The 26,379-nt window shown below is 58.5% G+C and carries 27 protein-coding genes and 1 tRNA gene; 10 read left to right on the forward strand and 18 right to left on the reverse strand.

The window, feature by feature from the left end; genetic code table 11:
* The first annotated feature begins 70 nt into the window (after positions 1–70).
* Positions 71–154, forward strand: a tRNA-Tyr gene (locus tag ACP0GE_RS06220).
* Between the two features lie 222 nt (positions 155–376).
* Positions 377–1,087: a hypothetical protein gene (locus ACP0GE_RS06225; protein WP_424831121.1), complete on the forward strand. Its 711-nt coding sequence runs from the start codon at positions 377–379 to the stop codon at positions 1,085–1,087.
* A 49-nt stretch (positions 1,088–1,136) separates the two neighbouring features.
* Here ACP0GE_RS06225 and ACP0GE_RS06230 read toward each other — a convergent pair whose 3' ends face one another.
* From ACP0GE_RS06230 to ACP0GE_RS06250, 5 genes are all read right to left on the reverse strand, one after another.
* Positions 1,137–1,658, reverse strand: coding sequence for a DUF2478 domain-containing protein (locus ACP0GE_RS06230; protein WP_424831122.1), 522 nt, complete (start codon positions 1,656–1,658; stop codon positions 1,137–1,139).
* Between the two features lie 72 nt (positions 1,659–1,730).
* On the reverse strand, positions 1,731–2,396 hold the full coding sequence (locus tag ACP0GE_RS06235) for an NnrU family protein (RefSeq protein WP_424831123.1): 666 nt from the start codon (positions 2,394–2,396) through the stop codon (positions 1,731–1,733).
* A gap of 105 nt (positions 2,397–2,501) precedes the next feature.
* Positions 2,502–4,565 (reverse strand): ABC transporter permease, encoded by a 2,064-nt coding sequence (locus ACP0GE_RS06240; RefSeq protein WP_424831124.1) that lies wholly within the window; start codon positions 4,563–4,565, stop codon positions 2,502–2,504.
* Positions 4,562–5,611: a quaternary amine ABC transporter ATP-binding protein gene (locus tag ACP0GE_RS06245; protein ID WP_424831125.1), complete on the reverse strand. Its 1,050-nt coding sequence runs from the start codon at positions 5,609–5,611 to the stop codon at positions 4,562–4,564. The genes ACP0GE_RS06240 and ACP0GE_RS06245 overlap by 4 nt, the downstream gene beginning before the upstream one ends.
* A 10-nt stretch (positions 5,612–5,621) precedes the next feature.
* Positions 5,622–6,572, reverse strand: coding sequence for an ABC transporter substrate-binding protein (locus ACP0GE_RS06250; RefSeq protein WP_424831126.1), 951 nt, complete (start codon positions 6,570–6,572; stop codon positions 5,622–5,624).
* A 355-nt stretch (positions 6,573–6,927) separates the two neighbouring features.
* On the opposite strand from ACP0GE_RS06250, the gene ACP0GE_RS06255 reads away from it, so the two are divergent.
* Together ACP0GE_RS06255 and ACP0GE_RS06260 are read left to right on the forward strand one after the other, a co-directional pair.
* Positions 6,928–7,590, forward strand: a complete 663-nt coding sequence (locus ACP0GE_RS06255) for a DNA-3-methyladenine glycosylase I (RefSeq protein ID WP_424831127.1) — start codon at positions 6,928–6,930, stop codon at positions 7,588–7,590.
* 42 nt (positions 7,591–7,632) lie between these two features.
* Positions 7,633–8,316, forward strand: a complete 684-nt coding sequence (locus tag ACP0GE_RS06260) for a hypothetical protein (protein ID WP_424831128.1) — start codon at positions 7,633–7,635, stop codon at positions 8,314–8,316.
* Positions 8,317–8,319: 3 nt separating this feature from the next.
* On the opposite strand, the gene ACP0GE_RS06265 is transcribed toward ACP0GE_RS06260, so the two are convergent.
* Positions 8,320–8,724 carry a c-type cytochrome gene (locus tag ACP0GE_RS06265; protein WP_424831129.1) on the reverse strand — a complete coding sequence of 135 codons (405 nt, stop codon included), beginning with the start codon at positions 8,722–8,724 and terminating at the stop codon, positions 8,320–8,322.
* Positions 8,725–8,820: 96 nt separating this feature from the next.
* Between ACP0GE_RS06265 and ACP0GE_RS06270 the strand changes: the two genes are divergently transcribed.
* Positions 8,821–9,258 carry a DMT family transporter gene (locus ACP0GE_RS06270; RefSeq protein WP_424831130.1) on the forward strand — a complete coding sequence of 146 codons (438 nt, stop codon included), beginning with the start codon at positions 8,821–8,823 and terminating at the stop codon, positions 9,256–9,258.
* On the opposite strand, the gene ACP0GE_RS06275 is transcribed toward ACP0GE_RS06270, so the two are convergent.
* On the reverse strand, positions 9,242–9,928 hold the full coding sequence (locus tag ACP0GE_RS06275) for an ABC transporter ATP-binding protein (protein ID WP_424831131.1): 687 nt from the start codon (positions 9,926–9,928) through the stop codon (positions 9,242–9,244). The two genes, ACP0GE_RS06270 and ACP0GE_RS06275, sit on opposite strands and share 17 nt — an antisense overlap.
* On the reverse strand, positions 9,921–11,207 hold the full coding sequence (locus ACP0GE_RS06280) for a lipoprotein-releasing ABC transporter permease subunit (protein WP_424831132.1): 1,287 nt from the start codon (positions 11,205–11,207) through the stop codon (positions 9,921–9,923). Before ACP0GE_RS06280 ends, ACP0GE_RS06275 begins: the two co-directional genes overlap by 8 nt.
* Positions 11,208–11,607: 400 nt before the next feature.
* Here ACP0GE_RS06280 and ACP0GE_RS06285 point away from each other — a divergent pair, with 400 nt between their 5' ends.
* Positions 11,608–11,967, forward strand: a complete 360-nt coding sequence (locus ACP0GE_RS06285) for a hypothetical protein (RefSeq protein WP_424831133.1) — start codon at positions 11,608–11,610, stop codon at positions 11,965–11,967.
* A 24-nt stretch (positions 11,968–11,991) separates the two neighbouring features.
* On the opposite strand, the gene proS is transcribed toward ACP0GE_RS06285, so the two are convergent.
* A complete protein-coding gene (gene proS, locus ACP0GE_RS06290; protein ID WP_424831134.1) occupies positions 11,992–13,332 on the reverse strand; it encodes a proline--tRNA ligase in 1,341 nt (446 codons plus the stop codon).
* Between the two features lie 268 nt (positions 13,333–13,600).
* Between proS and ACP0GE_RS06295 the strand changes: the two genes are divergently transcribed.
* The 3 genes from ACP0GE_RS06295 to ACP0GE_RS06305 are packed head-to-tail and all read left to right on the forward strand — an operon-like array spanning position 13,601 to position 16,947.
* The gene (locus ACP0GE_RS06295) at positions 13,601–14,674 is read left to right on the forward strand and encodes an AI-2E family transporter (RefSeq protein WP_424831135.1); all 1,074 of its coding nucleotides are present in this window, start codon (positions 13,601–13,603) and stop codon (positions 14,672–14,674) included.
* Positions 14,675–15,349, forward strand: a complete 675-nt coding sequence (locus tag ACP0GE_RS06300) for an HdaA/DnaA family protein (protein WP_424831136.1) — start codon at positions 14,675–14,677, stop codon at positions 15,347–15,349.
* Positions 15,350–15,402: 53 nt separating this feature from the next.
* Complete coding sequence (locus ACP0GE_RS06305; RefSeq protein WP_424831137.1) at positions 15,403–16,947, forward strand: Ppx/GppA family phosphatase; 1,545 nt, start codon at positions 15,403–15,405, stop codon at positions 16,945–16,947.
* 6 nt (positions 16,948–16,953) lie between these two features.
* Here ACP0GE_RS06305 and ACP0GE_RS06310 read toward each other — a convergent pair whose 3' ends face one another.
* The 7 genes from ACP0GE_RS06310 to ACP0GE_RS06340 form a co-directional block, all read right to left on the reverse strand.
* Positions 16,954–17,325 (reverse strand): hypothetical protein, encoded by a 372-nt coding sequence (locus ACP0GE_RS06310; RefSeq protein ID WP_424831138.1) that lies wholly within the window; start codon positions 17,323–17,325, stop codon positions 16,954–16,956.
* A 37-nt stretch (positions 17,326–17,362) separates the two neighbouring features.
* Positions 17,363–18,376 carry an endonuclease/exonuclease/phosphatase family protein gene (locus tag ACP0GE_RS06315; protein ID WP_424831139.1) on the reverse strand — a complete coding sequence of 338 codons (1,014 nt, stop codon included), beginning with the start codon at positions 18,374–18,376 and terminating at the stop codon, positions 17,363–17,365.
* A 4-nt stretch (positions 18,377–18,380) separates the two neighbouring features.
* Positions 18,381–19,061 (reverse strand): TerB family tellurite resistance protein, encoded by a 681-nt coding sequence (locus ACP0GE_RS06320; protein WP_424831140.1) that lies wholly within the window; start codon positions 19,059–19,061, stop codon positions 18,381–18,383.
* A gap of 45 nt (positions 19,062–19,106) precedes the next feature.
* On the reverse strand, positions 19,107–19,595 hold the full coding sequence (locus ACP0GE_RS06325) for an N-acetyltransferase family protein (protein WP_424831141.1): 489 nt from the start codon (positions 19,593–19,595) through the stop codon (positions 19,107–19,109).
* A complete protein-coding gene (locus ACP0GE_RS06330) occupies positions 19,592–20,188 on the reverse strand; it encodes a VOC family protein (RefSeq protein ID WP_424831142.1) in 597 nt (198 codons plus the stop codon). Before ACP0GE_RS06330 ends, ACP0GE_RS06325 begins: the two co-directional genes overlap by 4 nt.
* A gap of 125 nt (positions 20,189–20,313) precedes the next feature.
* On the reverse strand, positions 20,314–22,440 hold the full coding sequence (gene scpA / locus ACP0GE_RS06335) for a methylmalonyl-CoA mutase (protein ID WP_424831143.1): 2,127 nt from the start codon (positions 22,438–22,440) through the stop codon (positions 20,314–20,316).
* A gap of 26 nt (positions 22,441–22,466) precedes the next feature.
* On the reverse strand, positions 22,467–23,252 hold the full coding sequence (locus ACP0GE_RS06340) for a hypothetical protein (protein WP_424831144.1): 786 nt from the start codon (positions 23,250–23,252) through the stop codon (positions 22,467–22,469).
* Between the two features lie 110 nt (positions 23,253–23,362).
* On the opposite strand from ACP0GE_RS06340, the gene ACP0GE_RS06345 reads away from it, so the two are divergent.
* On the forward strand, positions 23,363–23,809 hold the full coding sequence (locus ACP0GE_RS06345; protein WP_424831145.1) for a DUF4174 domain-containing protein: 447 nt from the start codon (positions 23,363–23,365) through the stop codon (positions 23,807–23,809).
* A gap of 76 nt (positions 23,810–23,885) precedes the next feature.
* Here the strand turns inward: ACP0GE_RS06345 and ACP0GE_RS06350 are convergent, their stop codons facing one another.
* Both ACP0GE_RS06350 and ACP0GE_RS06355 read right to left on the reverse strand, forming a co-directional pair.
* Positions 23,886–25,934: an acetyl-CoA carboxylase biotin carboxylase subunit gene (locus tag ACP0GE_RS06350; protein WP_424831146.1), complete on the reverse strand. Its 2,049-nt coding sequence runs from the start codon at positions 25,932–25,934 to the stop codon at positions 23,886–23,888.
* Positions 25,935–26,051: 117 nt separating this feature from the next.
* Positions 26,052–26,255 carry a hypothetical protein gene (locus ACP0GE_RS06355; RefSeq protein ID WP_424831147.1) on the reverse strand — a complete coding sequence of 68 codons (204 nt, stop codon included), beginning with the start codon at positions 26,253–26,255 and terminating at the stop codon, positions 26,052–26,054.
* Positions 26,256–26,379 lie beyond the last annotated feature (124 nt).

Genomic DNA, 26,379 nt, shown 5'->3' on the forward strand with positions numbered 1-26,379 from the left:
TATTTTCCTGTTGACGCACCTTAGACGCGCTAGTAATCACGCCTCCACGTCAGGTGCAACGCCTGACAGTGGGCGACAGGCCGCAAGGTGTGGCAGGGGACTGTAACTCCCTCGCGGAGACGCACGCCTGGTTCGATTCCAGGGTCGCCCACCATTTTCCTTGATATCCAAAGACCACGCAACGCGGCTTCTACTGGCTTTCAGGTTTGTGTCTGACTGCACCACTCGTTGGATACTCACAGCAGACAACGCACGTGGTTCCGGGCTCTTCGCAGGGAAACCCTTTTGTTGCTCGAGGGTTCGACAATCTAAGCCAACAAAGTTGCAAAATGACACTCCTTAGAGTAGTATTTCAGCTATTTTAGGGGGATTTGTGATGAGACTATTTTTTGCGGCTGTTGTCTTGTGTGCCGCTGGTGCAGCCAATGCGCTGACCGTGACCTTCGACCATACCAACGTTACCAGTAATCCAGCAAACTTCGAGAACATCGGCGAAAGCCAGGGCTTCACTTACGATTTCAGTTACACTTATCTGACTGGTCAACATATAGCGCTGCACGACGATAGCGGGCTTACGTCCTCAACCATTCAGGCGGCGAACGGCAGCAAGTTCACGCCGATATCCATTGATACAACGGGGTTCAGCCAGGTTTACAAAACCGGACCTGGGCCAGATCCTGATCCCAACAGCCCATCTACTTGGGATACATCTGGGATTGCTCCTCCGATCACATTGGCGTTCCAAGGTGTCCTAAATAATCAAGTGGTTGCCACACAGTCGGTATCAACATCTCAGAGCGGAAATAATTGGACACCAACCTGGTCAACCACACAGTTCTCTAGCGCCTTCAAAGGCATAGACAGCCTTGTGCTCAGCCTTCAATTTCCGACCGTTGATTGGAAAGATTACGGCCCACCAGACAACGCGCCGTCAAATTTCGTTTGGTGCCCTGTATGGTGTGGCGAGTATTGGGCTGACAACCTTGTGGTAACAACCGACGTCGCACCCGTACCCCTGCCAGCCAGTGGCTTCCTACTGCTTGGCGGGCTGCTGGGGTTGCTTGGGTTCCGGCGGATCAGAGCGTAATGACGAAGGACCTCTGAGCGCTGCCATCCACTGCGGCCAGACTGGATTTTCAGGCCGCGGCCGAGCGCAAATTGTCCACACGCTCGAACCACGCCACAATTGCGTCCACTTCCGGCTCCAACGCCTGCGCCACACCGTCGGTAAAATCGCGGAACTTTTCGGCGTTCAGCCCGTTCACCCCGACCAGCACGGGAATCTCCAAGGCCAAGGCTTCGCCAATCACCGGTCGAAACCCGCGGCCATCGGCCTCGTGCTTGCCGAATTTGTTGATGATCAGCAATTGTGGCGACTCGCTGAGCGACGCTGTCACGTATCCCACCGCCTGTTCCAATGCTGCCGGGTCAAGCCGACAGCCACGGGAATGAGCGCCCAACGATTGCGAGATACGGATGGTTTCGCCGTCTGGCAATACTCTCAAATCCATGTCGCATTTCGTGTTGTCTGCGCATTCGGTGTTGGTCTGCACCACGCCGGACAGTTTGGCACCCTTTGCCAGTAGGCGTTCTGCGACCGCGCTTAAAAGGCGATCGGTTGCGCCGCGATCGGTGGTGGTAACATAGGCCAGGTGCATTGTGGGACCTCAAGACTTCGAATGGTGATTGTTCAGATAGCACGGGCGGAGCGGTTCGGCCACTTTAGGGCATCAAGACAGCGGCGAAAGCCCGATCACGGCTTCGTGCAGATGGAGAAGCGCCGCATAGACGGCAAGGGCGGTCAGCCAGACCCAAAGGCGCGGCCATGGACGGGGTGCACGCAGAGACAGGCGCGCAGTATTGCAGGACAGGCGATGCCAGTCCGGCCCCATATTACGGGCGGTACGGCGGTCGATCAGGGCCATCCCCATAGCAGCAAATCCGGCAAACAGGCCAAACAGGATAACATGCGACAGGCTGCCATTGGCCAGCAGGTGAGCAATGGCCCAGAGCATCAGCGCCACGAGGATAGGATGCCGCGTGGTCCGCAAAATGCCGGGGTTTTCTGGGTCGAATGGGCGGTGGCCCAACCCTCCGAACGAGAACGGATTCTGGATCGACAGGCCCGCGATGGCCAGCCAGCAAACCACGGGCATGATCAGCAGCGGCACCCATCGGAAGAACGGGAATGGCGGGATGACCTCGACGTAAGGCGCATTGGCAGCGGCGATGATCAACCAGCCCAGAACGGCCACCGAGACCAGTGAATAGGCGGCGAAGTATCCAGTGCGTCCCAATGTCCCGATCAGCCAGCCGCGCACAGCCGGGCGCGCCGGAATCATATGGCTGAGCAGAAATGTGGCGAGTGCAGCGAGGAAAAGACCCCAACCGGTCATGATAGTCTCCGAACGTGTTGCGCACGTTTTAGGCGTTGGTCCGGCGCAGGTCTTTGTCCGAAATCAAGTGAGGATGCAGGGGCGGTTCCCCACCCCTGCCCTATCTCAGAGGCCAAGCGCCTTGCGGCGTTCCTCGGCAAAGCCCTGCACCATGCGGTCGGCGATCAGGGCCAGAATGGCCATGGCAGCCCCGGCCGAAATGCCAAGCCCCACATCCGCCTGCCCCAGCGCCAGATAGATCGACTGACCCAGACCGGTCGTGCCGATCAGCGCAGCGATCACCAGCATCGCAAAGGCGTATAGGATGGTCTGGTTCAGCCCTAGCAGGATGGTCGGTGCGGCATAGGGTGCGCGGACGTCGCGCATGATCTGCCACTCGGTCGCGCCGCTGGAGATTGCGGCCTCCATCATCTCTTCGGGCATGTTGACCAGCCCGTGCCGCGTGTAGCGGATCATCGGCACGATCGCATAGGCGCAGATGGCGAGGAAGGCCGAGAACTCACCGATCTGAAAGACCATCAGTACCGGGATCAGGAACACGAACAGTGGGATCGTCTGAAGCATATCGCAGATCGGGCGCACAATGGTCCAGACTGGCGACCAGACTGCGCTGGCCAGACCGATGAGTCCGCCCAGTATGGCGCAGAAGAATACCGCAGCACCGCTGAGGTACAGCGACAGCAAGGCGCGTTCCCACAGGCCGGAAACGAGGATGGTGCACAGCAAACCCACCGACAGCGCGGCCAGACGCCAGCCACCGGCAACCCAGCCCAACGCGGCAGCGCCGGTCAAAACGAAGGGCCATGGCAGATTCGCGATGCCGGTTTCCAGCATGCCGATCAGGATCAGAACGACCAGACCTCCGGTCAGGTGCCCGCGCCATGCCATCAGCAAGGCGATTGCCGCCCCCACTGCGAACAGGCCGTAGCTCATGGCCGGGGTCCAGGCGAAACCCCAGGTGAAGGGCAACACCGCCTGATCCAGACCAATCCGAAGCGGCAATAGCACATAGAACAGAGAATTGTTCTTGAACGCATCCAGCCACGGCCCGTTGGCCTGCGTGAAGGCGGTCAGGCCATTGTCAATCGCCGTTGCCATCGGGTCCAGCACAGTCAGTTCGGACGGGTTTGGCAACCACGCCCAGAAGGCGACCGTAAAGAGAACGGCAAAACCCAGCATCGCCCAGACAACGCGGCTGTCATAGCGTTTGCGCTCGGTGGCCAATGTGCCGCTCATCCGGTCGATCACGACGGCGAACACAACGATGACCAGACCGGCCATCAGGGATTCGCCGAACTGCGCCTTGCGCATGGTCAGCAGAACCTCCCAGCCGATGTCATTGAAACCGCCGATGACGGCAGCGATGATCACCATCGACAGGGCGGCCATGAGGCATTGGTTGACGCCAACCATGATCTGCGTTGTGGCGGCGGGGATTTCGACCTGGAACAGTTGTTGCAGTCGGGTGCCGCCAGACATGATGGCGGCCTCTTTAATCTCGGACTCCACACGTTCCAGCCCCAGCATCACGTTGCGCGCCATGGGCGGGGCAGCATAGATGGCCGAAGCAATCAGGCCGACCACCGGACCAAAGCCGAAAAGCAGCAGCAGCGGTGTCAAATAGGCAAAGGTCGGCACAGTTTGCATGATGTCCAGTACAGCCTGAACGACTGACTTCACCCGAGGCACCTCATTCGCGAGGATGCCAATCGCTCCGCCCATGATCAGGGCGACGGGCACGGATACGGCAACAAGCGCCAGCGTGTTCATGCTTTCAGCCCAATAGCCCGAGGCCAGTACGAAGCTGAGCCCGATAAAGCCCAGCGCCGCCATCGGCAGGCCACCCAGATACCAGCCCAGCGCGGTGACGATGCCGATCAGGATCGGCCAGGGCGTATTTCCCAGCACATAGTTGGCGGCATTCATCGGATAGGTCATCAGATCCGAGAACAGCCGCATCGCCGGTTTGATGCCATTCAGAAACCAGTCGAGAAACGCCCCAACCCATTGCGTTGCAGGCAGTTCCCACGCGGTAGGCCATGTGGCCAGCCATGGGGCGTGTGCTTCCAGGGCAAGGCACACCGCACCGACGATCACTGTAATCAGCGCAGCTTGCGCCCCGGCTGTCAGGCGAACCTGTTGCGCGGGAGTGTCCGTCACCGCGGTCATGTCTCATCCACCTGCAAGGCTGCAGCCAAATCAGACGGATGCACGGTGCCGACAATATTGCCGTCTGCATCGCGCACGGGCACGGGTTCATAAAGCTCCATGCAATGCGCAAGTGCTGCATCCAACGTCATTGATGTGGTCAGGCCCGGATCATCTGGCCCACGTTCCCCATCCTCGCGCATGACTGAAGCCACCTTGGCGTGCTGACCTTTGGCCACGTCCTTGGAGAATTCGCGCACATAGTCATCGACCGGTCGCAGCACGATATCCGTGGGCGTGCCGATCTGAACGATCTTGCCGTCGCGCATGATGGCGATACGGTCGGCCAGTTTGAGGGCCTCTTGAATATCGTGGGTGATGAAGACGATGGATTTCTTCAGCGTCGCTTGAATGCGCAGGAACTCGTCCTGCAACTGGCGGCGGATCAAAGGATCGAGGGCCGAGAACGGCTCGTCCAGAAACCAGATGTCGGGATTCACAGCCAGCGAACGGGCGATCCCGACGCGCTGACGCTGACCGCCGGAAAGCTGGCGCGGGAAGCTGTCTTCGCGACCTTCCAGACCGACCAGCAAGATCACCTCTTGCGCACGGGCCAGCCGTTCCTTTTTGCCAACACCTTGCACGCGTAACGGATAGGCAACGTTTTCGGCGACCGTCATATGCGGGAACAGGCCGAAATGCTGGAACACCATGCCCAGCTTTTTGCGGCGCAGCTCGGTCAACGCCTTCTTGGAAGCGCCAACGACATTCTCGCCGTCCACTCGAATTTCCCCTCCGGTACCGGGCAGCAACTGGGAAATGCAGCGGATCAGCGTCGATTTGCCCGAGCCCGACAGGCCCATGATGACGAAAAGCTCGCCCTCGCGAACCTCGAAATTGGCGTCCTGAACGGCGGGAATGAACCCGTTTTCGCGCAGATCGTCAGCGGCTTTGTCAGCATCATTCCCTGACCGAGACAGCGCGTCGGTCAGGGCTTTCTCAGCGCCTTGGCCAAAAACCTGCCAGAGATTCTGGCAGGCAATGGCTGGCGTCGTAGCGTCGGTCACTTATGCAAGCTCACTGAGTTGCCGCGTCGACGACGGGGCGCCATTTATCTTCATTTTCAGCCATCCAGGCGGCAACGACTTCTTCAACCGAGCCGCCATCCACATCAATCGCACCCATCATCGGCTGCTGGTCTTCGACCGCCAGTTGATAGTTGGACAGGATTTCATAAGCGGCAGGCCATTTGTCTGCCATACCGCTCCAGCCGGCCTTGAAGATGCGTGAAGGCGAGAAATCGCAGTCGTTCACTGCGTTGGGGTTCGGACCCCATGCCGGATCGTTAAAGCACGCCTCTTCACCCGCAGGCAGTTCGACGAACTGAACGTCATAGGCCGACATCGCCCAATGCGGCTGCCAGAATGTGATCAGCAACGGCGACTTGCGCTCGGTCGATGCACGAAGCTCGGCGATCAGAGCCCCCTCAGACCCCGCAGGCACGGCTTTGAACGGCAGTTCCAGCCCGGTCATACGATCAGCGCCGGGTGTGCCCCAATCAGCCGGGTAATCGACCAGACGGCCACCGGGCAGCGTTTCCGCAGTGGCAAAGACTTGCGCGCAATCCTTCAGCGCTTCCCACGCTGGCAGACCCGGGCACAGTTCGGCCACGTGCGCGGGATAAGCGATGCCTTCCTTGGCATCCAAACCCAGATCGCCGATTTCAACCACGGTGCCTTCGTCGATCTTCTTCGCATATTCGTCAGACACGTTGGACGACCAGATTTCCAGCGTCGCGTCGATGTCACCATCAGCCAGCGCCTGGAACTGGTTCATCATACCAGCGGTTACATATTCCACGTTGTAGCCGGCGGCCTTCAGCATCTCGCCCGCCACATGAGTGGTCACATGCTGACCGGTCCATTCGTTGATCGCCAGCTTGATAGGCTCGTCCACTGCGCCCATGTCGGCCGCGTTGACTGCGCTTGCCGCCATCATCGCCAAAAGGCTTACACCCAGTTTTTTCATGAAGTTAACTCCCTGTTTTCATTCTTGTCACCTTGCGGCGTACACGATGCAGCCCAAGATGTTCTTCAGTTTTGGTACCTATCGCAGAATGCACAAAATTGATCGCAAAAGAAAAGGGGAACCGACGTTCAAATGGCCGAATTATCCGGCCAATGATCCAACAGAACGCTCCCCACTCTGATCGCACCATTTCTGGCATCTTGTTTACGGTTTTTGGTACGCTGCGGGAAATTGACTGACTAGTCAATTAAAAATTTACCCCGTGGGCCCGCAAACGCCGTTTCCGGCAAAATCAGAAACCGCCTTGCTCAATCAGAACAAAAAGGCAACACTGGCGAGCGTGGAGGGCCTTCTGATGCGCCATTTTGACGAAATCTATGATCTGGCAGCAGGTCGGCACGGCGGTCCGGACGCGCTGGAAAGCAACTTGACAAAACCAAAGACTCAGGCAGAGCTTGCCGCTATGACGGATGACCGCTGGTTGTCGATCATTAGCAAAACGATCTTTCAAGCCGGGTTTAACTGGAAAGTGATCGAGTCGAAGTGGGACGGTTTCGAAACAGCTTTTGACGGGTTTGATGTCGGACGCTGTGCATTCATGGATGACGAGAAATTCGATGCGCTGCTGCAGGACACCAGTATCGTGCGAAACGGCACCAAAATCGCCTCTGTCCGCGACAATGCCGCGTTCCTGCTGGAACTCCGGGAAGAAGGCGGCGCGGGGACAGTTCTGGGTGGCTGGCCTTCGACCGATTACATCGGCTTGCTTGCGATGTTGGCCAAGCGCGGATCACGGCTGGGCGGGGCTTCGGCGCAATATGCGATGCGTTTTGCAGGGCGGGACAGTTTTATCCTGTCACGTGATGTCACCGCGCGTCTGATCGCCGAGGGCGTAATTGACAAACCAGCCTCTTCGAAAAAGGCGATGGCGGCTGTTCAGGAGGCGTTCAACACTTGGATGGAACAGTCCGGCCGTTCGCTGAACGAGATCAGCAGGGTTCTGGCCATGAGCCTGTGAATTCAGCTTGCGGAGCAGACCGGTCGCATTAGGCTTACACGCATGCGTCGCCCCTTTCTGATGTCCCTGTTGATCCTGTTCGCTGCCTGTGGCCGCCCCCTGACCGAGCAAGAGCGCGCTTTTGCCGGGAACATACACGGTGACACTCTGAATCTGGACCGTGTGAAGCTGGTTGAAGGCGCCCCGGTGGCGGCGATCACTTATACGCGAAAAGCACGCCCCCGGCTGGCCTGCCGCGAGCGCATCCTGCCGCCAGTGAAAGAGGAAACCGTGACCGGAAAACCAGCCGCAGTTGCCCTGTTCAACCGGGTCTACTTTACCAAGGACTGGTATCTGGACGACTACATGAGCCAGTACCCGGAACGGATGAACCTAATCGCGGCGATGTTACTGGCGCATGAGCTGACCCATGTCTGGCAATGGCAAAATCGCGCCACGACCGGTTATCACCCCCTGCGCGCCGCTGCCGAGCACGGCCGGCAGAGCGATCCTTACTTGTTCGATCTGGACACATCACCGGATTTCCTGGCCTACGGCTATGAACAGCAGGGTTCTATTGTCGAGGAATACGTTTGCTGCCGTGCGTTGGACCCCGACGCACCCCGCACCAAACGCCTGCATGATATGCTCCAGCCGCATTTCGATCTGTCGACGTTGCCCGGCAGCCGCGAACGTGACATAACGCTGCCCTGGGCCGGAGCCGAGATTCAGGGGATCTGCAGCTAACACTCAGTTTTGAATGGTTTCCAGATAGGCCACCAAATCCACGATAGGCTTGCTGGTCAGAATCGGCTGGCCAGCCGGTGTTTTCATCGCCGTGTCCTCACCCTCAAAATACGGCCCATAAACGGGCATCGGGCTGCCATGGCTGACCAGAGGGTCGCGCCCGTCGATGCGTGCGACAACCCGGGCGGTCGGGAAAACTCCGTTTTCATCAATCAGCGCTGTCAGGTCGGTCGGCTGGATCACAAGCACTCCGGCCATCGGACCGTTCCCGGTAGCATCCAACCCGTGACAGGTCGCGCAATAGTGCCGAAACAGCTCGGCCCCGACATCTGCATCCTGTGCAAGCACGCCATGTGGCACCAGCGCCAGAAAGGCCGCAGAACCTATCGTGAATAGCCACCGGATCATCCTATCCTCCACTCCTATCAAACATTTACAGGCTTGCCGGATGCCCTTGGGGGCGCAATGATCCAGATCAACAGATTCAGCTGAGAGAGACACATCATGACACAATACGCGGCAATCATGCTGGCGGCAGGTATCGGCGTCCCTGTCCTTGCGGCGCTGAACGCGGCCTTGGGCAGGCTGATCGGATCCCCCAACACGGCGGCGGTCATCCTGTTTGCGATTGCCTTTGCCGCGTCGGCCCTTGCCATGCTGTTGCTGCCCGGGGGCGCCGCTTTTGCCAAAGCAGCCGAAGCGCCCAAGCATCTGTTTCTGGCCGGTGTGCTGATCGCCTTTTACGTGCTGTCCATTACCCATGTCGCACCCCACTTCGGGGTCGGAAATGCGGTGTTCTTTGTTCTTCTGGGACAGTTGATCAGTACCGCGGCAATCGATCATTTCGGACTGTTTGGCGCTCAGGTCACGCCATTGACGTTGATGCGCGCCGCCGGAATTTCCGTCATGGCCATTGGCGTTGCGATTACTCAACTGGCTTAAGGACGCCTCCATCCAGCCTAACCATCCGATCCATCCTTGATGCCAGATCAAGGTTGTGCGTGGCGATCAAAGCCGACAACCCGGCCTCGCGCACCAGCGACATCAGTGCGGTAAACACTTGATCCGAGGTGTCAGGATCCAGGTTTCCGGTCGGTTCATCCGCCAACAGGACACGCGGTTTGTTTGCCAGCGCGCGGCAGAATGCCACCCGTTGCTGTTCACCACCAGACAACGCTGCGGGCCGATGATCCGCGCGGGCCGCCACTCCGACACGGTCCAATAAAATCAGTGCCCGATCCCGCGCCTTACGCTCGGACTTCCCATTGGCCAACTGCGGCAGCACGATATTCTCAAGCGCTGTGAATTCCGGCAGCAGATGGTGAAACTGATAGACAAAGCCGACATCCCGCCGCCGGATCGCTGTCCGAGTGCGGTCGCCTTTGCCCGAGGCCGCCTGCCCCGCAATCTCAACGGTTCCCGAATCCGGCGTATCCAGTAAGCCAGCGATATGCAGAAGGGTCGATTTGCCCGCACCCGAGGGGGCCACCAGCGCTACAGCTTCGCCCACCCGCAACTCTAAATCGGCACCGCGCAGCACCTGCACCTCACCCGGAGTATCCTGCAGATAAGTCTTGGTCAGGCCGTTCAATCGCAGTGTCACATCACTCATAGCGCAACGCCTCGACCGGGTTCAGCCGGGCCGCGCGGCGGGCCGGGAAGTAGGTGACCAGAAAGGACAAGCCCAAAGACAAGCCAATCGCCTTCAGCACGTCTGACAGGTGTAACTCGGCGGGCAGAGCATAGATGCCACGGATAGATGGATCCCATACTCCGCCCCCCATGGCGTAGTTCACGAAGGAAAAGATCGGGTCGATATAGATCGCAAAAAGGCACCCCAGCAGGACACCCAGCGCCGTGCCGATTATCCCGGTGAAGGCCCCACAGATGAAGAACACTCGCAGTACCGACCCCTCGCTCAACCCAATGGTGCGCAGGATGCCGATGTCGCGGCCCTTGTTTTTCACCAGCATGATCAGCCCTGAGACAATATTCATCGCGGCGATCAAAACCAGGATCGACAGGATGATGAACATCACGTTGTCCTCGACCTCCAAAGCCCGCAGAAACCCGCCAGAGGCATCCTGCCAGGTCCAGATTTGGCTACGCTCGCCTGCGGCCTCAAGGATCGGGATCAGGATCGGGGTCAGGTTTTCCGGCTGCACGACCATAACTTCGATCTCGTCAGCCACCCCATCGCGGTTGAAAAAGCTCTGTGCCTCGGCAAAGGGCATGTAGACGCGGGTTCGATCGATGTCATAGCGACCCGCTGAAAAGACATAAACGACCTCATAAGCGTTAACCCGGGGCGAGGTACCAAATGCCGTCTTGACCCCGTTGGGCGATGTCACCTTGACCGTGTCACCCACGGTCGCCCCAATCGCCCGCGCCACGCCAGAGCCGATGGCGATACCATCCTCAAACCGGCTTAAATCCCCCACGGCCTGATCACTTTCCGCAATACCCGGCAGATTGCGCAGGTCATCCGGGCGTATGCCAAACACTTCCACACCGGAACTACGGTCGCGGTTTGTCAGCAAGACCTGCCCTTTGACCAGGGGCGCAGTGCGATCCACGCCGGGCACCTGCGCGATACGCGCAGCCATGCCATCATAGTCGGCGATGGTGCGATCCACCCGGCCCTGCGCGTCAATTTCCCCCGCCGAATAGACGGTGACATGCGCGTTAGCCCCCAGGATGGTTCCGACGAACTCAGACCGAAACCCCGAGCGCACCGCCAATGTCGCAATCAGCGCAAAGACCGCCAGAGTGATCCCGACCAGCGAGATCCATGTCATCACGCTGACGCCCCCCTCGGCACGACGCGCGCGCAGGTAACGCCAGGCGATTTTCCATTCAAAAGGGGCAAAAGGCGGGGGCGTGTTGGCCATTCCTGCTCCGACGATTGTTTTGCCGCGACCCTCTCGGCATTTGCGCGGATGGTCAAGTCGGTTATCCGGCATCGACAACGCAGTCTGGCCGGGCAAATGTGACCCGTCGCAGCCCGAAGCTTCTGGCTTGCCACTGCAGGGACAGAGAATCGCTGAACCTGAAACTTAAGGATGATCATCCTAAAATGGTTTCAGGCGGGATTGGCTAAACCAAAAACTGTGGCGCTGTTCACAGACAACGGCCTATTGTTTCGGCTATGAAGCCAATGTGAATGCAAACAGTGAAACTGAATTCAAAATGCAACATTTACGTAGCAATTTTATTTCGCTTTTTGCTTAATTTAGGAAACTTTGACACCCTAGCATTTGGGGGAACACATTTTCAGAGCGGGAGACGCTCATGTTTTTAAAAGGTGACATGGTTACTGCGGATCAACCCACGAACCGCACGGCTTCAACTGAACTGGATTGCGAAAGCGCTGCTTTGTTGCGCGCCGCACTCCGCCCGATCTTCGCCAGCGCGGCGAGTTGGTCGAACCTGGCAGACATCCTGAAAGAAAAAGGCTATCGCCTTGCTTTCCGCAAAGGCCGGTTATGCATCACGGATCGCATAACGGACGAGCGTGTCTGCGGACTGCGCTTTCTGGGGCTTGAGTTTCGGGATCTGGTCCGGCGCATGGGCCGCCCGATTGTTGTCGCGCGCGGCAGTCAGGCCGATGGTGACGTGCTGGCCGTTCGGCCAACACCGGGCGCCACTTAGGAAACTACGGAACAGCCCGCCGGATCAGGCGATCTGTTCGTAGATTTCTGCGATCTTGGTGACGGCGGCCTCTGGGCTCAGTTCTTCGCTTTCGCCCGTGCGACGGCTGGTCAATTCGACGACACCGTTTTTCAGGCCGCGGGGACCAACGGTGATCCGCCACGGCAGGCCGATCAGGTCCATGGTGGCAAATTTGCCCCCGGCCCTTTCATTGCGATCATCATAGAGCGGTTCCAGCCCCAACGCTGTCAGTGCCGCGTAGATTTTCTCACAGGCCGCATCCGCCTCTTCATCGCCCTGCTTCAGATTCACGATACCGCAGTGAAACGGGGTCACGCCCTCGGGCCAGATGATGCCTTTGTCGTCATGGCTCGCCTCGATGATCGCGCCGATCAGACGGCTGACGCCAATACCGTGACTGCCCATATGGACCGGAACCGGTTTGCCATCGGGGCCCTGAACGGTTGCGCCCATGGCTTCCGAATAGTTCGTACCGAAATAGAAGATCTGCCCCACTTCGATCCCGCGCGCCACGCGGCGACGTTCCTCTGGCACCTGATTGAATACCGCTTCGTCATGGGTCTCATCGGTCCGCGCGTATTTCGAGGTGAACTCGTCCATGATCGCCTGACATTGATCACGATTGTCATAGTCGATATCGCGGTCGCCAAAGGTCAGGTCGGTGACGGCGCTGTCATAGAACACCTCGGATTCGCCGGTATCGGCCAGAACCAGGAACTCATGCGTGTAGTCGCCGCCAATGGGGCCGGAATCAGCGCGCATCGGAATCGCTTGCAGGCCCATGCGCTCGTAGGTGCGCAAATAGCTGACCAGATGGCGGTTATAGGCGTGCAGCGCGTCTTCCTTCGTCAGGTCGAAATTGTAGCCGTCCTTCATGTAGAATTCGCGCCCCCGCATCACGCCAAAGCGCGGGCGGATTTCGTCGCGGAACTTCCACTGGATTTGGTACAAAGTCAGCGGCAGGTCTTTATAACTGTTGACGTGGCCTCGGAAGATATCGGTCACCAGTTCCTCGGCCGTCGGCGTATACAGCATGTCGCGGCCATGGCGGTCCTGCATCCGCAGCATTTCCTGACCGTAGTCGTCGTAGCGACCAGACTCACGCCACAGGTCCGCCGATTGCAGGATCGGCATCTGGATCGCGATATGGCCTGCGCGCGCCTGTTCCTCATGCACGATGTTTTCCAGCTTGCGCAGGACTTTGAAGCCCAACGGCAACCAGGAATAAATACCGGCGGCGGCCTGCTTGATCATCCCGGCACGCAGCATCAGCCGGTGGCTGACGATCTGAGCCTCTGAGGGGTTTTCCTTGAGAACGGGCAGAAAGTAACGACTGAGGCGCATGGGTGGACCTTTGAAGGTGAAATTCGACTTCAAAGGTGCTTATGCCAAAGCCCCGCCGGGGGCAATCGGGCAATGCAATAATTGCGGTCCTGCACCGGGCGGCCCTGCATCAACCGCCATCTGTGACTGGTGCAGTCGCGGCCGAGGACACACCAAAATGTGCCCTGCGCCCAATCGATCCGCCACAAACCCGTGCGGCATGAACCGCTTGCATCGCAGCGTGTCATACGCCAAGAACACTACAAAAGGCCGCAAAAAGGGATGCGCCATGGCGTTGCCGGTGAGGGATCAGCTGAGATATTGGGGCATCGCGGCTGCGATATTCGTGCTGGTGTTGTATCTGCTGGGCGACGTGCTGTTGCCCTTTGTCATTGGCGGCGCGATTGCGTATTTCCTTGATCCGGTGGCGGATCGATTGGAGAAGCTGGGCTTGTCCCGAATGGCCGCGACGGGGATCATCACGGTGGTCGGAGTGCTCAGTTTCGTTCTGATGATCCTGATGGTCGTGCCCGCGCTGATAACTCAGTTGCTGGATTTGGTGGACACTCTCCCCAGTCTTTTCAAACAATTACGCGCCTTTATTGAGAAACAGTTCCCGTCGCTGCTGGATAGCGAATCCAACACGCACCAGATGCTCGTCTCATTCGGCGAGACGCTGAAATCCAAAACCGGGGATGTACTGCAAACCGTTCTGACCTCGCTGGGTTCCGCAATCAACGTGGTGGTGCTGTTGGTCATTGTCCCCGTCGTTGCGGTCTACCTGCTGATGGACTGGGACCGGATGATCACACGCATTGGTGAGCTTTTGCCGCGCGACCATGCGCCCACAATCAAACGTCTGGCGGGTGAGATCGACGCGGTGCTTGCATCTTTTGTGCGGGGCATGGGTACCGTCTGCCTGATCCTGGGCACCTACTACGCCATTGCCCTGATGATCGTTGGCCTGCAGTTCGGCCTTATCGTCGGCTTCATCGCCGGGCTGGTCACTTTCATCCCCTATCTGGGGGCGCTGATCGGGGGCACGCTGGCCATCGGTCTGGCCCTGTTTCAGTTTTGGGGCGATTGGACTCAGATCGGACTGGTCGCAGGTATATTCGCGCTCGGACAGGTGACCGAGGGGAACTTCCTGACTCCTAAACTGGTTGGCAGTTCAGTCGGTCTGCACCCCGTCTGGTTGCTGCTGGCACTGTCCGTTTTTGGCGCGCTGTTTGGTTTTGTCGGCATGCTGATCGCGGTTCCGGTTGCGGCCGCTTTGGGCGTACTCGCCCGCTTTGCGACCGACCAGTATCTGAGCAGTCGCCTTTATACCGGTCGCGACGCGTTGGAGCAGGACGACCAGTAAATGGCCACTCAACTGAGTTTCGATTTGCCCTCCAAAACTGCGCTGGGGCGTGAGGATTTCTTTGTCTCGCCCGCAAATGCGTTAGCCGTTGCGATGATCTCGGCCACATCATGGCCCGGCAATAAGCTGGTGCTCAGCGGGCCTGCCGGGTCCGGCAAGACGCATCTGGCCCATGTCTGGGCCGCAGAAACCGGAGGGCGGATTGTTCAAGCCTCTGCCTTGCGGCACGAGGACGTACCGGACCTGGCCCGCACCCCGATCGCTGTTGAAGATGTGCCACTGATCGCGTCGGATGCCGAGCAGCAGAAAACCCTGTTTCATCTGCATAATCTCACACTGGCCGAGGGGCACGCCCTATTGATGACCGGACGTGCCGCGCCCAGGCAATGGCACCTGCCGCTTGCCGATTTGCAAAGCCGGGTTGAAGGCGCACATCACGTGGCGCTGGACAGCCCCGACGATGCCTTGCTGGGGGCCGTGCTTGCGAAACTGTTTACTGACCGACAGCTCAACCCCGGCCCGGAAGTGATCGCTTATCTGGTCAAACACATGGAGCGCAGCTTTGAAACTGCGGCGCATGTGGTTGAACAGCTGGACAATCTGGCACTCAGCGAAAAACGTGACATTACCCGATCGTTGGCAGTACGCGTCCTGAATATGGGCGCAGACGGGTGATTGACCGAACAGTGACGATTTCGCATCCTGTCACCGGAACTGCTGGGGAACTTATGGAACAGACCGCCAAGATCGATACTCCGGATTATGGACCGTTTGGAAAGCCCCTGTTCGACGACCCGGATGCCCGAGCATTGTCGCGGGTGGGTGTTGTGGATGTGGGGTCGAACTCGGTCAGGATGGTCATCTTTGACGGGGCGGCCCGGTCTCCGGCTTATTTTTACAACGAAAAGGTGATGTGTGAGCTGGGCGCGGGCCTGTCCGAAACCGGACGGCTGAACCCAAAGGGTCGCGTGCGTGCGCTGGCAGCTTTGCAGCGGTTCCAGCATCTGGCAAAGGATCTTGGCCTGCCTGCCCTGCATGCCGTTGCAACCGCCGCCGTACGCGAAGCTGAAGACGGCCCTGATTTCTGCGAAGAGGTCATGACCAAAACGGGCCTGACGATCAATGTAGTCGACGGCCGGGAAGAGGCACGCCTGTCCGCGCAGGGCGTGTTGCTGGGATGGCCCGGCGCCTATGGGCTTATCTGTGATATCGGTGGCTCATCTGTTGAGTTGGCCGAGATCGGCGGCGGAGAAGTTGGGCGCAGGATGACGTCTCCGCTGGGTCCGCTTAAGCTGCGTGACATCAAAGGCGGCCGCCGTGCCCGCAAGGCCCATATCAAGACAACCCTTGAAGAGATGCGCGATCAGATGGGTCCTCAGCGGGATCGTTTGTTTCTGGTCGGTGGCAGTTGGCGGGCCTTTGCCCGATTGGACATGCTGCGCCGCGGCTATCCGCTGAATGTGCTGCACGAATATCGCATGACGCATAAACAGGTGCGGGAAACTATCAAGTTCATCGAAAAGAACGACCCGGAAAAACTGCGCAGCCAGGCGGGTGTATCCAGTTCGCGCATGGCGTTGATCCCATATGCGATGGACGTTCTGGCGCGGCTGATCCGCACCTTCAAACCCAAGGATATTGCGATCTCCAGCTATGGTATCCGCGAAGGCTTGCTGTATCAGCAAATGTCGCAGAACCTGCGCGACAGGGACCCATTGATCGAAGCCAGCCGCTTTGCAGAAGCCAAGGATGCCCGCCTTCCGGGGTTCGGTAAGCACCTGTTCGATTTCGTCATGCCGCTGTTTCGTTCGGCGCCGCCGCAGAAGGTGCGGTTGATCAAGGCGGCTTGCCTGCTGCACGACGTCAGCTGGCGCGCGCATCCCGATTATCGGGCCGAGGTTTGCTTTGAAACCGTGACCCGCGCGAACATGAGCGGCTTGAAGCATTCGGAACGCGTTTTTATCGGGCTGGCGTTGCAGCACAGATATCGAAACAAGCGGGAAGGCAACCGGTTTACACAGCTCTATGAACTGCTGGATGAACAGGGCCAGAAACAGGCTGAAATACTGGGCAAAGCCATGCGTTTTGGTGCCATGCTTTGGATGCAGAGCGACGCCGCGATGGGCAAGTTGCGCTACTTCCCCAAAAAGCGTGAGCTGGAACTGATCCTACCCAAAGCCGCAACGCCGCTTTATAACGAAGTCGCCGTGGCGCGTTTCAATTCCCTTGCCAACGCGCTGAAATCCGAATGCCGTGTGATCATGCGGGGTTAAGCTGTTTCAGATATCAGTCAATCCATCTGAGGGCTCTGGCAGCGCAGGCGCTTCTTCCAGGTCATCTTGCGGTTTCTTACGGATGATGATGTCTCCGTTGGGCAACAATTCGGGCGCTTCATAAGCGCTCCAATCCTCGATCTTGGCTGCCAACTCGGCCAAGGCTGGCCCCATTTCTTGAACGAAGGACTGCATGGCCGGGCCTAACTGGTCCGCAAGGCCCAGAATTTCGCTCAGCGCTGGCTCCATCTCCTGCCGAAGGCCTTCGAAAAACAGCTCGGCCCCCTGCTCCATCAGGGATTGACTGTCCTCTTCCTGAGCAGTCACGGGAAGGGCCCAGGCAATGCAGACCGCGCAGATCGTCAGATAACGTCTCATACTCAAGATATAGGCGATGAAGGTGATGCTTGAAAGGTCACAGCGCGATGTCCAACGTCACCGGAAAATGATCCGATGCGGTTAGCAACGCATCGCGAAGGTCAGGGTTACCCCAACAGGCCGCATCCCGAAACGGATGCCAGATACGCCAGTCGGGCTGCCGGTCGCGCAGATCATCGCTGATCATGATATAATCCAGCAAAGCCTCCAGATAGCGACCTTCGTCCGGGCGGGCGAACCGCGCTGTGGACGGAACCGACCCGGGTCGTGGCCCGTAGGCCCGCGCAGCATGAGGGTCATAGAGGCCAGCCTCCAGCAGAATTTCCACCGAAGATCGACCGAACAAATGTTCGAACTCGTCCAGCCCGGGGCCATCATTCAAGTCTCCAAGCAAAATGACCGGATCGCCCTGAGCAAGATGGCCTTCGACGCGTTGAGCCAGCCAAATTGCCTGCGCCAACTGCTTGCGTCGATTGGCAATCGAGATGCGGATCGCCTCGTCCCGTGACTCGGCGCCATGCGGGGCCTTTGATTTCAAATGCGAACCGATCAAACGAAACGGCGTGCCATCCGTTGGCTCTATGACCAGTTCCATGGGAGGTTTCGAAAACCGCACCAGATCTTCGGTTGCATCCACATCCAGATCGATTCGAAACACGCTATCAAATCGAGGGGCATCAGGGCTGCCGGTTTCGGTCGCGGGCTCTCCTACCGGATCGTGGCGTGCGTGCAGAATTTCGGGATCGTAGAGCAACCCGAGTTCCTGATGGGTGTCATTGGGGAAACCCATGATCGCGCGTGCCGTCCGCAGATCGAAAGCGTCGGCAAAGCGTTGCAAGGCACGCACTGTGTTCTGCGATTTTCCGGTGTTGGGCGCTTCGACAATCAGTATTGCATCGGCATCAACAGCCGTCAGAACCTTCGCAATTGCTTCGACCTGCTGTGCCTTGGTCACATCATGGCGGCCAGACCAACTGTCATCGACGATCAGCGTGTCGTTATGATCAAACAGGTTGGCGAACCATTCAATATTGTAGGTCGCCAGCCGCAACGATCTAAACCTTCGCGCCGTTGATTTCGTCCCAGGCGCGATTGATATCGATCATCTTCTTTTCCGCAAGCCGTACGGCTTCTTCGGGTACGCCCCGGGCCATCATCGCGTCGGGGTGGGTCTCTCGGACCAATTGCCGCCAAATCTTGCGGATCTCTGGTATGGGCATATCGCGCGGCACGCCCAACACCGTGTAAGGATCGTTTGGTGCATCTGGCACAAAGCGCGCGCGCAAGGCCATGAACTGCGCGTCGGTCTGGCCAAAAATACGGCTGACCTGTTCCAGGAATTCATTTTCATTTGGGTGATAGAACCCATCCGCCATTGCGATATGGAACAGCCCTTCCATCAGGTCGCACAGCGTCGTGCTGTCCTCGGCAAACATCCGCGCGATTTTCTTGGCGTAGTCCTGATACCCAGCCACATCCGTGCGAGCCATGTCAAAAACGCGGGCCGCGCCATCTTCGTCTTCACGGGCAATCTGAAAGACCTCTCGAAAGGCCGTCACCTCGTCCCGAGTGACTTGCCCGTCGGCTTTGGCCATCTTCGCCCCAAGCGCAATCACGGCAATCGCAAAGGCAACAGACCGTTCAGGTGGCGTGCGTAGCTTTTCGAAAACAGCGGTCAGGCTTTCGCCCTGCGCAAGCGCGCTCAGCGCGTCGGATATACGGGTCCAGATCGACATGGGCGCACCCTAACGCGCCCGACGACAAGTGTCAGGTGCGACATGTCACTGCGGGGTAAGTATTTTTTGCATCAACACCAGATCAAGCCACTGATCCCACTTCCGGCCTACCTCGGGCATCCGGCCAACCTCGGCAAAACCCAAGGCGGCGTGAAAGGCGATCGCAGCGGGATTGGCCGAAGATATTCCGGCGACCAGAACATGAACGCCATTGTCACGTGCCACATTTTCCAGCGCCTTCATCAGCGCCTTGCCCACGCCCTGCCCCCGCGCATCGGGTGACAGCTGAATCGTATGTTCGCAAGTCTTGGCATAGCCCGGCCCCGCCCGGAACGGCCCAAATGTGGCGAAACCCACAACCTGATCGCGTAATTCCGCGACCAGATAATGCCCTGAGCGGCCCTTGATATCGGCGGCAATCCCGGCAGGGGTTCGAAGCTCGGTCGTAAATGTAACCAGCGTGTCTTGAATGACCTCATTGGTGATTGACACGATTGCGTCAACGTCCGCAGGTGTCGCCGGGCGGATGATCATTCAAGCACGCGAAGCCCATGCGGCGTGTCAATCTCGGCCCGCAAAGATGCAGGACCGGTATCAAACGCTACAAGTTCCAAAGACCCAAGAAGCCGTGCAAGCTCCAGCGCGTCCGGGTGATACACCACCAACCGGCGCAGTTTGCATCCGCTGGCTTGCAGCATCGCAGCAGGGTGCAGATCCCCCTGCCATTGGATCAGAGCCGGGTAAAGGTTGTCGAAAGGCAAACGCCCAGACGGTGGGACCGCCATACGCCAGCGCAACGCACCCCGATCCAGATCGATGGGCGCAACAGGACCGCCGGGCATTGTAGCGGATTCAATGTCCGGAACACGGCAAATCCAATTGGTCAGGCGTGCGCTGCCCTGGAACCGGTCCAGATCAAACCAGCGCGGCATATCTGGCCCGGGCGCTTCTGGATCGACCGCGATGGCTTCCAGATACAGACCGTCCTCCAGCCCCAGCAACCGATTGTGCGTTCCAAACCTGGCATGTTTGCCACCCGGTTGCAAAGAGACGCCCAGAGCCTGTTCGACATGTGCAGCGGCCTCTTCAAGCGTTTCGCCGGATACCGCGATGTGGTCCAGTTCCATGCATAAGCTCCTGTGGAAAAGACAGCGCGACAAGGCGCTGGCTTCGTTGGCAATGTCGTCGTCGAAAACCGTGTATCACAGTATTTTTTCGGCGGATAATCTTATCCCCCAAAAGTATCCTGCCATCAGGTTCGGGCCTCACCGATCAGGCGCAGGATATCCTGCGCCGCCTCGGGAATATTTGTTCCGGGCCCGAAAATTGCCTTTACGCCATGATCATAGAGGAATTGATAATCCTGCTGCGGGATCACCCCGCCGCAAATCACAATGATGTCTTCGGCCCCAGCCTTCTTCAGTTCTTCCACCAGTTGCGGTGCCAATGTTTTGTGACCTGCCGCCTGCGACGAGATGCCAATGACATGAACATCATTATCGACCGCATCCTGCGCCGCTTCGGCTGGGGTCTGAAACAAAGGTCCTACGTCCACGTCAAAGCCGATATCGGCAAAAGCGGTGGCGATGACCTTGGCGCCGCGGTCATGCCCGTCCTGCCCCATCTTAACCACAAGCAGACGCGGGCGGCGACCTTCGACCTCAGCAAAACCTTCGATGGATTTCTGGATCGCGGCGAAACCTTCGTCACCTTCGTACGCGGCCCCATAGACACCGGCCAGCGTTTTCACCTCGGCGCGGTGGCGGCCGAATTCTTTTTCCATTGCCATGCTGATCTCTCCTACGGATGCACGGGCGCGGGCGGCCTCGACAGCAGCCGCCAGCAGGTTGCCACCCTCACGGGCTGTATTCGTCAGAGCGTCCAGTGCCTGTTGGCACGCGGCCTCATCCCGGGTCGCACGAATGCGCTCCAACCGCGCGACCTGCGCTTCGCGCACGGCGACGTTGTCGACGTCGAGAATATCGATCGGGTCTTCCTGTTCCTTTCGGTACTTGTTGACGCCAACGATGACTTCTTCGCCGCGGTCGATCATCGCCTGACGGCGGGCGGCGCTTTCCTCGATCCGCAACTTGGGCATGCCCGAGGCGACGGCTTTGGTCATGCCGCCCATTTCCTCGACCTCTTCCATCAAGGCCCAGGCCTTTTCAACAAGCTCATTGGTCAGGCTTTCAACATAGTAAGATCCCGCCAGAGGATCGACCACATCGGTCACACCGGTCTCTTCCTGCAACACCAACTGCGTGTTCCGCGCAATCCGGGCCGAGAAATCAGTGGGCAATGCGATTGCCTCGTCCAGAGCGTTGGTGTGCAGCGACTGAGTACCACCCAATACCGCGCTCATCGCCTCATAGGCGGTGCGGATCACGTTGTTGTAGGGGTCTTGTTCCTGCAAGCTGACGCCCGAGGTCTGACAGTGGGTGCGCAGCATCTTTGACCGCTCGGATTTCGCACCAAAATCGGTCATCACACGGTGCCACAGCGTACGGGCCGCACGAAGCTTGGCGATTTCCATGAAGAAGTTCATGCCGATAGCAAAGAAGAACGACAGACGCCCCGCAAACTTGTCCACATCCATCCCGGCCTCTGTCGCAGCACGGACATATTCACGACCATCCGCCAGCGTATAGGCCAGTTCCTGCACCAGGTTCGCCCCCGCCTCTTGCATGTGATAGCCCGAGATCGAAATCGAGTTGAACTTGGGCATCTCGTTCGAAGTGTATTCGATGATGTCCGAGATGATCCGCATCGACGGCTCAGGCGGATAGATATAGGTGTTTCGCACCATGAACTCTTTCAGAATGTCATTCTGAATGGTGCCGGACAGCACGGATTTGTCATGCCCCTGTTCTTCACCCGCAACGATAAAGCTTGCCAGAATCGGGACAACTGCACCGTTCATGGTCATCGAAACCGAGACCTTATCCAACGGGATACCATCAAACAGGATTTTCATATCTTCGACGCTGTCTATCGCCACGCCAGCCTTTCCAACGTCACCAACCACACGCGGATGATCACTGTCATACCCGCGGTGCGTGGCCAGATCGAAAGCCACCGACACCCCTTGCTGACCGGCGGCCAGATTGCGGCGGTAGAACGCGTTCGACTCCTCCGCCGTTGAAAATCCCGCATACTGCCGGATTGTCCACGGACGCCCGGCATACATCGTCGCTTTCACCCCACGTGTGAACGGGCCAAAGCCGGGCAGGGTTCCCATATGCGGCAGGTCGGCGGTATCTTCCTGTGTATACAGAGGTTTGACGTCGATGCCTTCCAGCGTTTCCTTGGTCAGATCATCCAACGGACGACCGCGCAGCTCTTTCTCAGCCAGCGCTTTCCAGTCCTTCGTGTCGGTCATTTCATGTTCCTCTCGTCCATACGTTCTTACGCGGGCGCCGTGTCGCCGCGCTCTGTTTCCTCAAGCAGACAAAGCCGAGCCAACCCGTCGGCTCCCGATGCCAGCCAGGTCAAATCATCCGCAAACTTCGCCATCAGCTTCAGCTCCTGCACGCTGTTGGACACTTGCGGTTCATCGTCATTATCCCTGCTGAGCCATAGTCCGGACGCCTGCTGCGGCGCTGTGCAATGCACCAGTCTTTCAAGCTGTGTATCCGAATGCCCGGCGAATTCTTCGAATGGCAAAACACGCAAAGGCAGACCCGGAAACGCGCCGGCCAGTTCGCTTATCACCTCGCGCCAACTGCGGTCGTGCTTTGCAATTTTTGCCCAGCGCACATTGTCCCCGAAGTGCTTTTTGTTTCGCACCGCGTAGCCCGCCACCGACGACCAATAGGTGTTCAAAGCCCTGATATTCAGCGCAATTCCCGTAACGCGCCCGCCAAATGCGTTGGCCACCAGCCGGGCCCGCAGGCCCGCCTCGGGGTACAATTCGCCTTTGTTCAGGTTCTGCTGCATCATGCCCAGGAAGTTTTCCTCGCTGACCAGTAGCTGTTTGACGCCCTGCGCCTCACACCGGTCCAGTTCCCGCTGGAGGGTCGCATGAGAGTCAGCCGTCATGGCCTTGAGCGCGCGCAGATCGGTATCCCTGACGGTTTCCGGGCCCCAGAACGCGATACCCTGCTCTGCCAGTGCAGGGGCGTTTCGGCGCATGTATTCCTGAAAGCTGGTGGTGGCACAGCGATGGGCACCAAAATGCAAGATAACTTCCATGCGCCTAACCCACCAAATAGTCGTGTATATACGTTTTTTTGAAGCCCACCTGCATTCCAGCGGTCGCATTCCCGCGAACAGGGGCTATATTCGATGGAACAGGAGGCCATATGACACGCACGCTTGCCCTTGTTTTCTCGGCACTATTCCCGTTGGCTGCGCTGGCCGCGGACGGCTCAGCACCGGCTGATGACAGTTTCGTCCGGCCCGTTGGCGAAAGCGATCTCAGCGAATTCTTGTGGGTCAACCGCCCTATTATCGTCTTTGCGGACACGCCCGCCGACCCGCGTTTCCAACAACAGGTCGACATGCTGATCGAAGGCGAAGACGCGATGCGTGATCGGGATGTCATCGTTCTGACCGACACCGATCCTTCCGCACGGTCTCCTATACGGTCGCAGCTGAGACCGCGCGGCTTCCAGATGGTGTTCGTTGACAAGGACGGCGTGGTCAAACTGCGCAAGCCCAGCCCGTGGAGTGTTCGTGAAATCGGTCGATCCATCGACAAAACTCCCCTGCGTGAACGCGAAATCCGCGAGCGGCGCGAAGGCGGTTGAACGTTCTTGCCATTCTCAATTGCCCCGGCGCTGACCACCCGGGGCTTTTGGGGATATGGCGCAGACAGGCTCATCGTCAATCAAACTCGATGATCACATCATCCACGGCCAGGCTGTCACCTGCCCCCGCATTGATCTTGGCAACGACGCCTTTCTTCTCGGCCCGCAGGATGTTTTCCATTTTCATGGCCTCGACGGTGCACAACGCCTGACCTTCCTGCACCTCTTGACCCACTTCGACATTGATCTTCACAATCAGGCCGGGCATCGGGCAGAGAAGCATCTTCGAAGTATCCGGCGGCAGCTTTTCCGGCATCAGCTTGGCCAGTTCGGCCTGACGCGGGGTGCGCACATGCACCTTTAGGTCCGCACCCCGGTGCCGGACGCGGAATCCCCCAGCGACCTTACCCACTTTCATGACCAGCGGAGTGCCATCGACCATCATTGTCGCAAGCTGATCGCCGGGGGTCCAATCGCCCGCAACCCTCATTTCCTGACCATCCTCGAACTCGATTGTTGCCCCTTCCTGATCAGCGATAACTTTGAGAGGCCACGGAATCTCTCCGCCGAAAGTAACAACCCAATCTATGCCAACCTTGCGTTCGTGGTTGTCCATGCGACCCGACACGCGAGAGCGGCGTATCTCGGCCACGCGATGCATCGCCGCGCAGGAGGCCGCGATGCGGCGCAGATCGTCTTCGGGCAGTTCCACGCCTTCAAATCCGTCCGGATATTCTTCGGCAATAAAGGCCGTGGTCATATCACCGCTGACGAATTTTGGATGATCCATAACAGCCGACAAGAACGGCAGGTTGTGGCCAATACCTTCGACCTCAAAACTATCCAAGGCGACGCGCATCGCCTCAATCGCCTGCGCGCGCGTCGGGGCCCAAGTGCAGAGCTTGGCGATCATCGGGTCATAATACATGCTGATCTCACCGCCCTCATAAACCCCGGTATCGTTGCGCACAGCTGCGTCGCCCTCTGGTGCATCTCCCTGCCATTTACCGTTCACCAGCATCGGTCCGGCCGCAATTTCCTGTGGCGGGCGATAGCGGGTCAGACGACCGATCGAGGGCAGGAAATTGCGATACGGATCTTCGGCATACAGACGGTTTTCTATCGCCCAGCCGTTCAAGGTCACATCATCCTGCGTGATGGTCAGTTTCTCACCAGCAGCCACGCGGATCATCTGTTCCACCAGATCGACGCCGGTGATCAGTTCTGTCACCGGGTGTTCCACCTGCAGGCGGGTGTTCATTTCCAGGAAATAGAAGTTCTTGTTGCCATCCACGATGAACTCCACAGTCCCCGCACTAGCATAGTCCACAGCCTTGGCCAGCGCGACGGCCTGTTCCCCCATCGCCCTGCGGGTTTCTGGATCAAGAAACGGCGATGGTGCCTCTTCCACCACTTTCTGGTTGCGGCGCTGGATCGAGCATTCACGCTCACCCAGGTAGATACCGTTGCCATGGCTGTCACAGAGAACCTGAATTTCGATGTGACGCGGCTGGGTCACGAATTTCTCGATGAAAATCCGGTCATCGCCGAACGAGTTCGCTGCCTCGTTCTTGGACGATTGGAACCCCTCGCGCGCTTCTTCATCGTTCCAGGCAATCCGCATGCCCTTGCCACCGCCCCCAGCGCTGGCCTTGATCATGACGGGGTAGCCAATGTCGTTCGAGATTTTAACCGCCTCGTCCGCATCCTCGATCAGGCCCATATACCCAGGGACAGTCGAAACACCCGCATCCTGCGCGATCTTCTTCGAGGTGATCTTGTCCCCCATCGCCTCGATCGCACCTTTCGGCGGGCCGACAAAGGCCACGCCCTCGGCCTCAAGCGCTTCGGCGAATTTGGCGTTTTCTGACAGGAAGCCATAGCCGGGATGCACCGCCTGCGCGCCGCTTTGGCGAATGGCGTCCATAACCTTGTCAATCACGATATAAGATTGGTTGGCAGGTGGTGGGCCGATATGAACCGCCTCATCCGCCATAGACACATGCAGAGCATTCCTGTCCGCGTCCGAATAGATGGCGACGGTGCCGATACCCATCTTGCGCGCGGTCTTGATGACCCGGCAGGCGATTTCGCCCCGGTTGGCGATCAGGATCTTGTTGAACATGGAACGTCCTCTGTCTTGATGTTCTGAAAACGCAAAAACGCCGCCGCGGGACCAAAGCCCCGCAACGGCGTGATGCGTGATGACGGCCGAGGTGCTGAACACCCCGAAAAGTATGTGTTAGTTACAGTTGTTCTGCGTCTTGCAATACAGCACGTTGCCCGCCGCCCCAACGGCCGCGCCGAACAACGGGTCCGCGCTGAGGACCGCCGCGCCGACAGCGCCTGCACCGCCGCCCAACAAGGCTTGCTCACCCGTGGTATCGCCGCAGGCTGCAAGCCCGGCACAGGTCGCCAATACGCAGATAAGTCTTGGGATTCGCATGTTTTCTGCCCCTTCTGGTTTCTTGCTGACTTTGGAGGCAGTAGCCCGATTTCAGCTTTGTTATGCAATAACAAGCCACGTAATTCGGCGATTTGCGCAGATTTTTGCCTTTCAAGGCCCGGGC

Origin of the sequence: Ruegeria sp. (genome assembly GCF_965243365.1) — a bacterium.
Classification (GTDB): Bacteria; Pseudomonadota; Alphaproteobacteria; order Rhodobacterales; family Rhodobacteraceae; genus Ruegeria.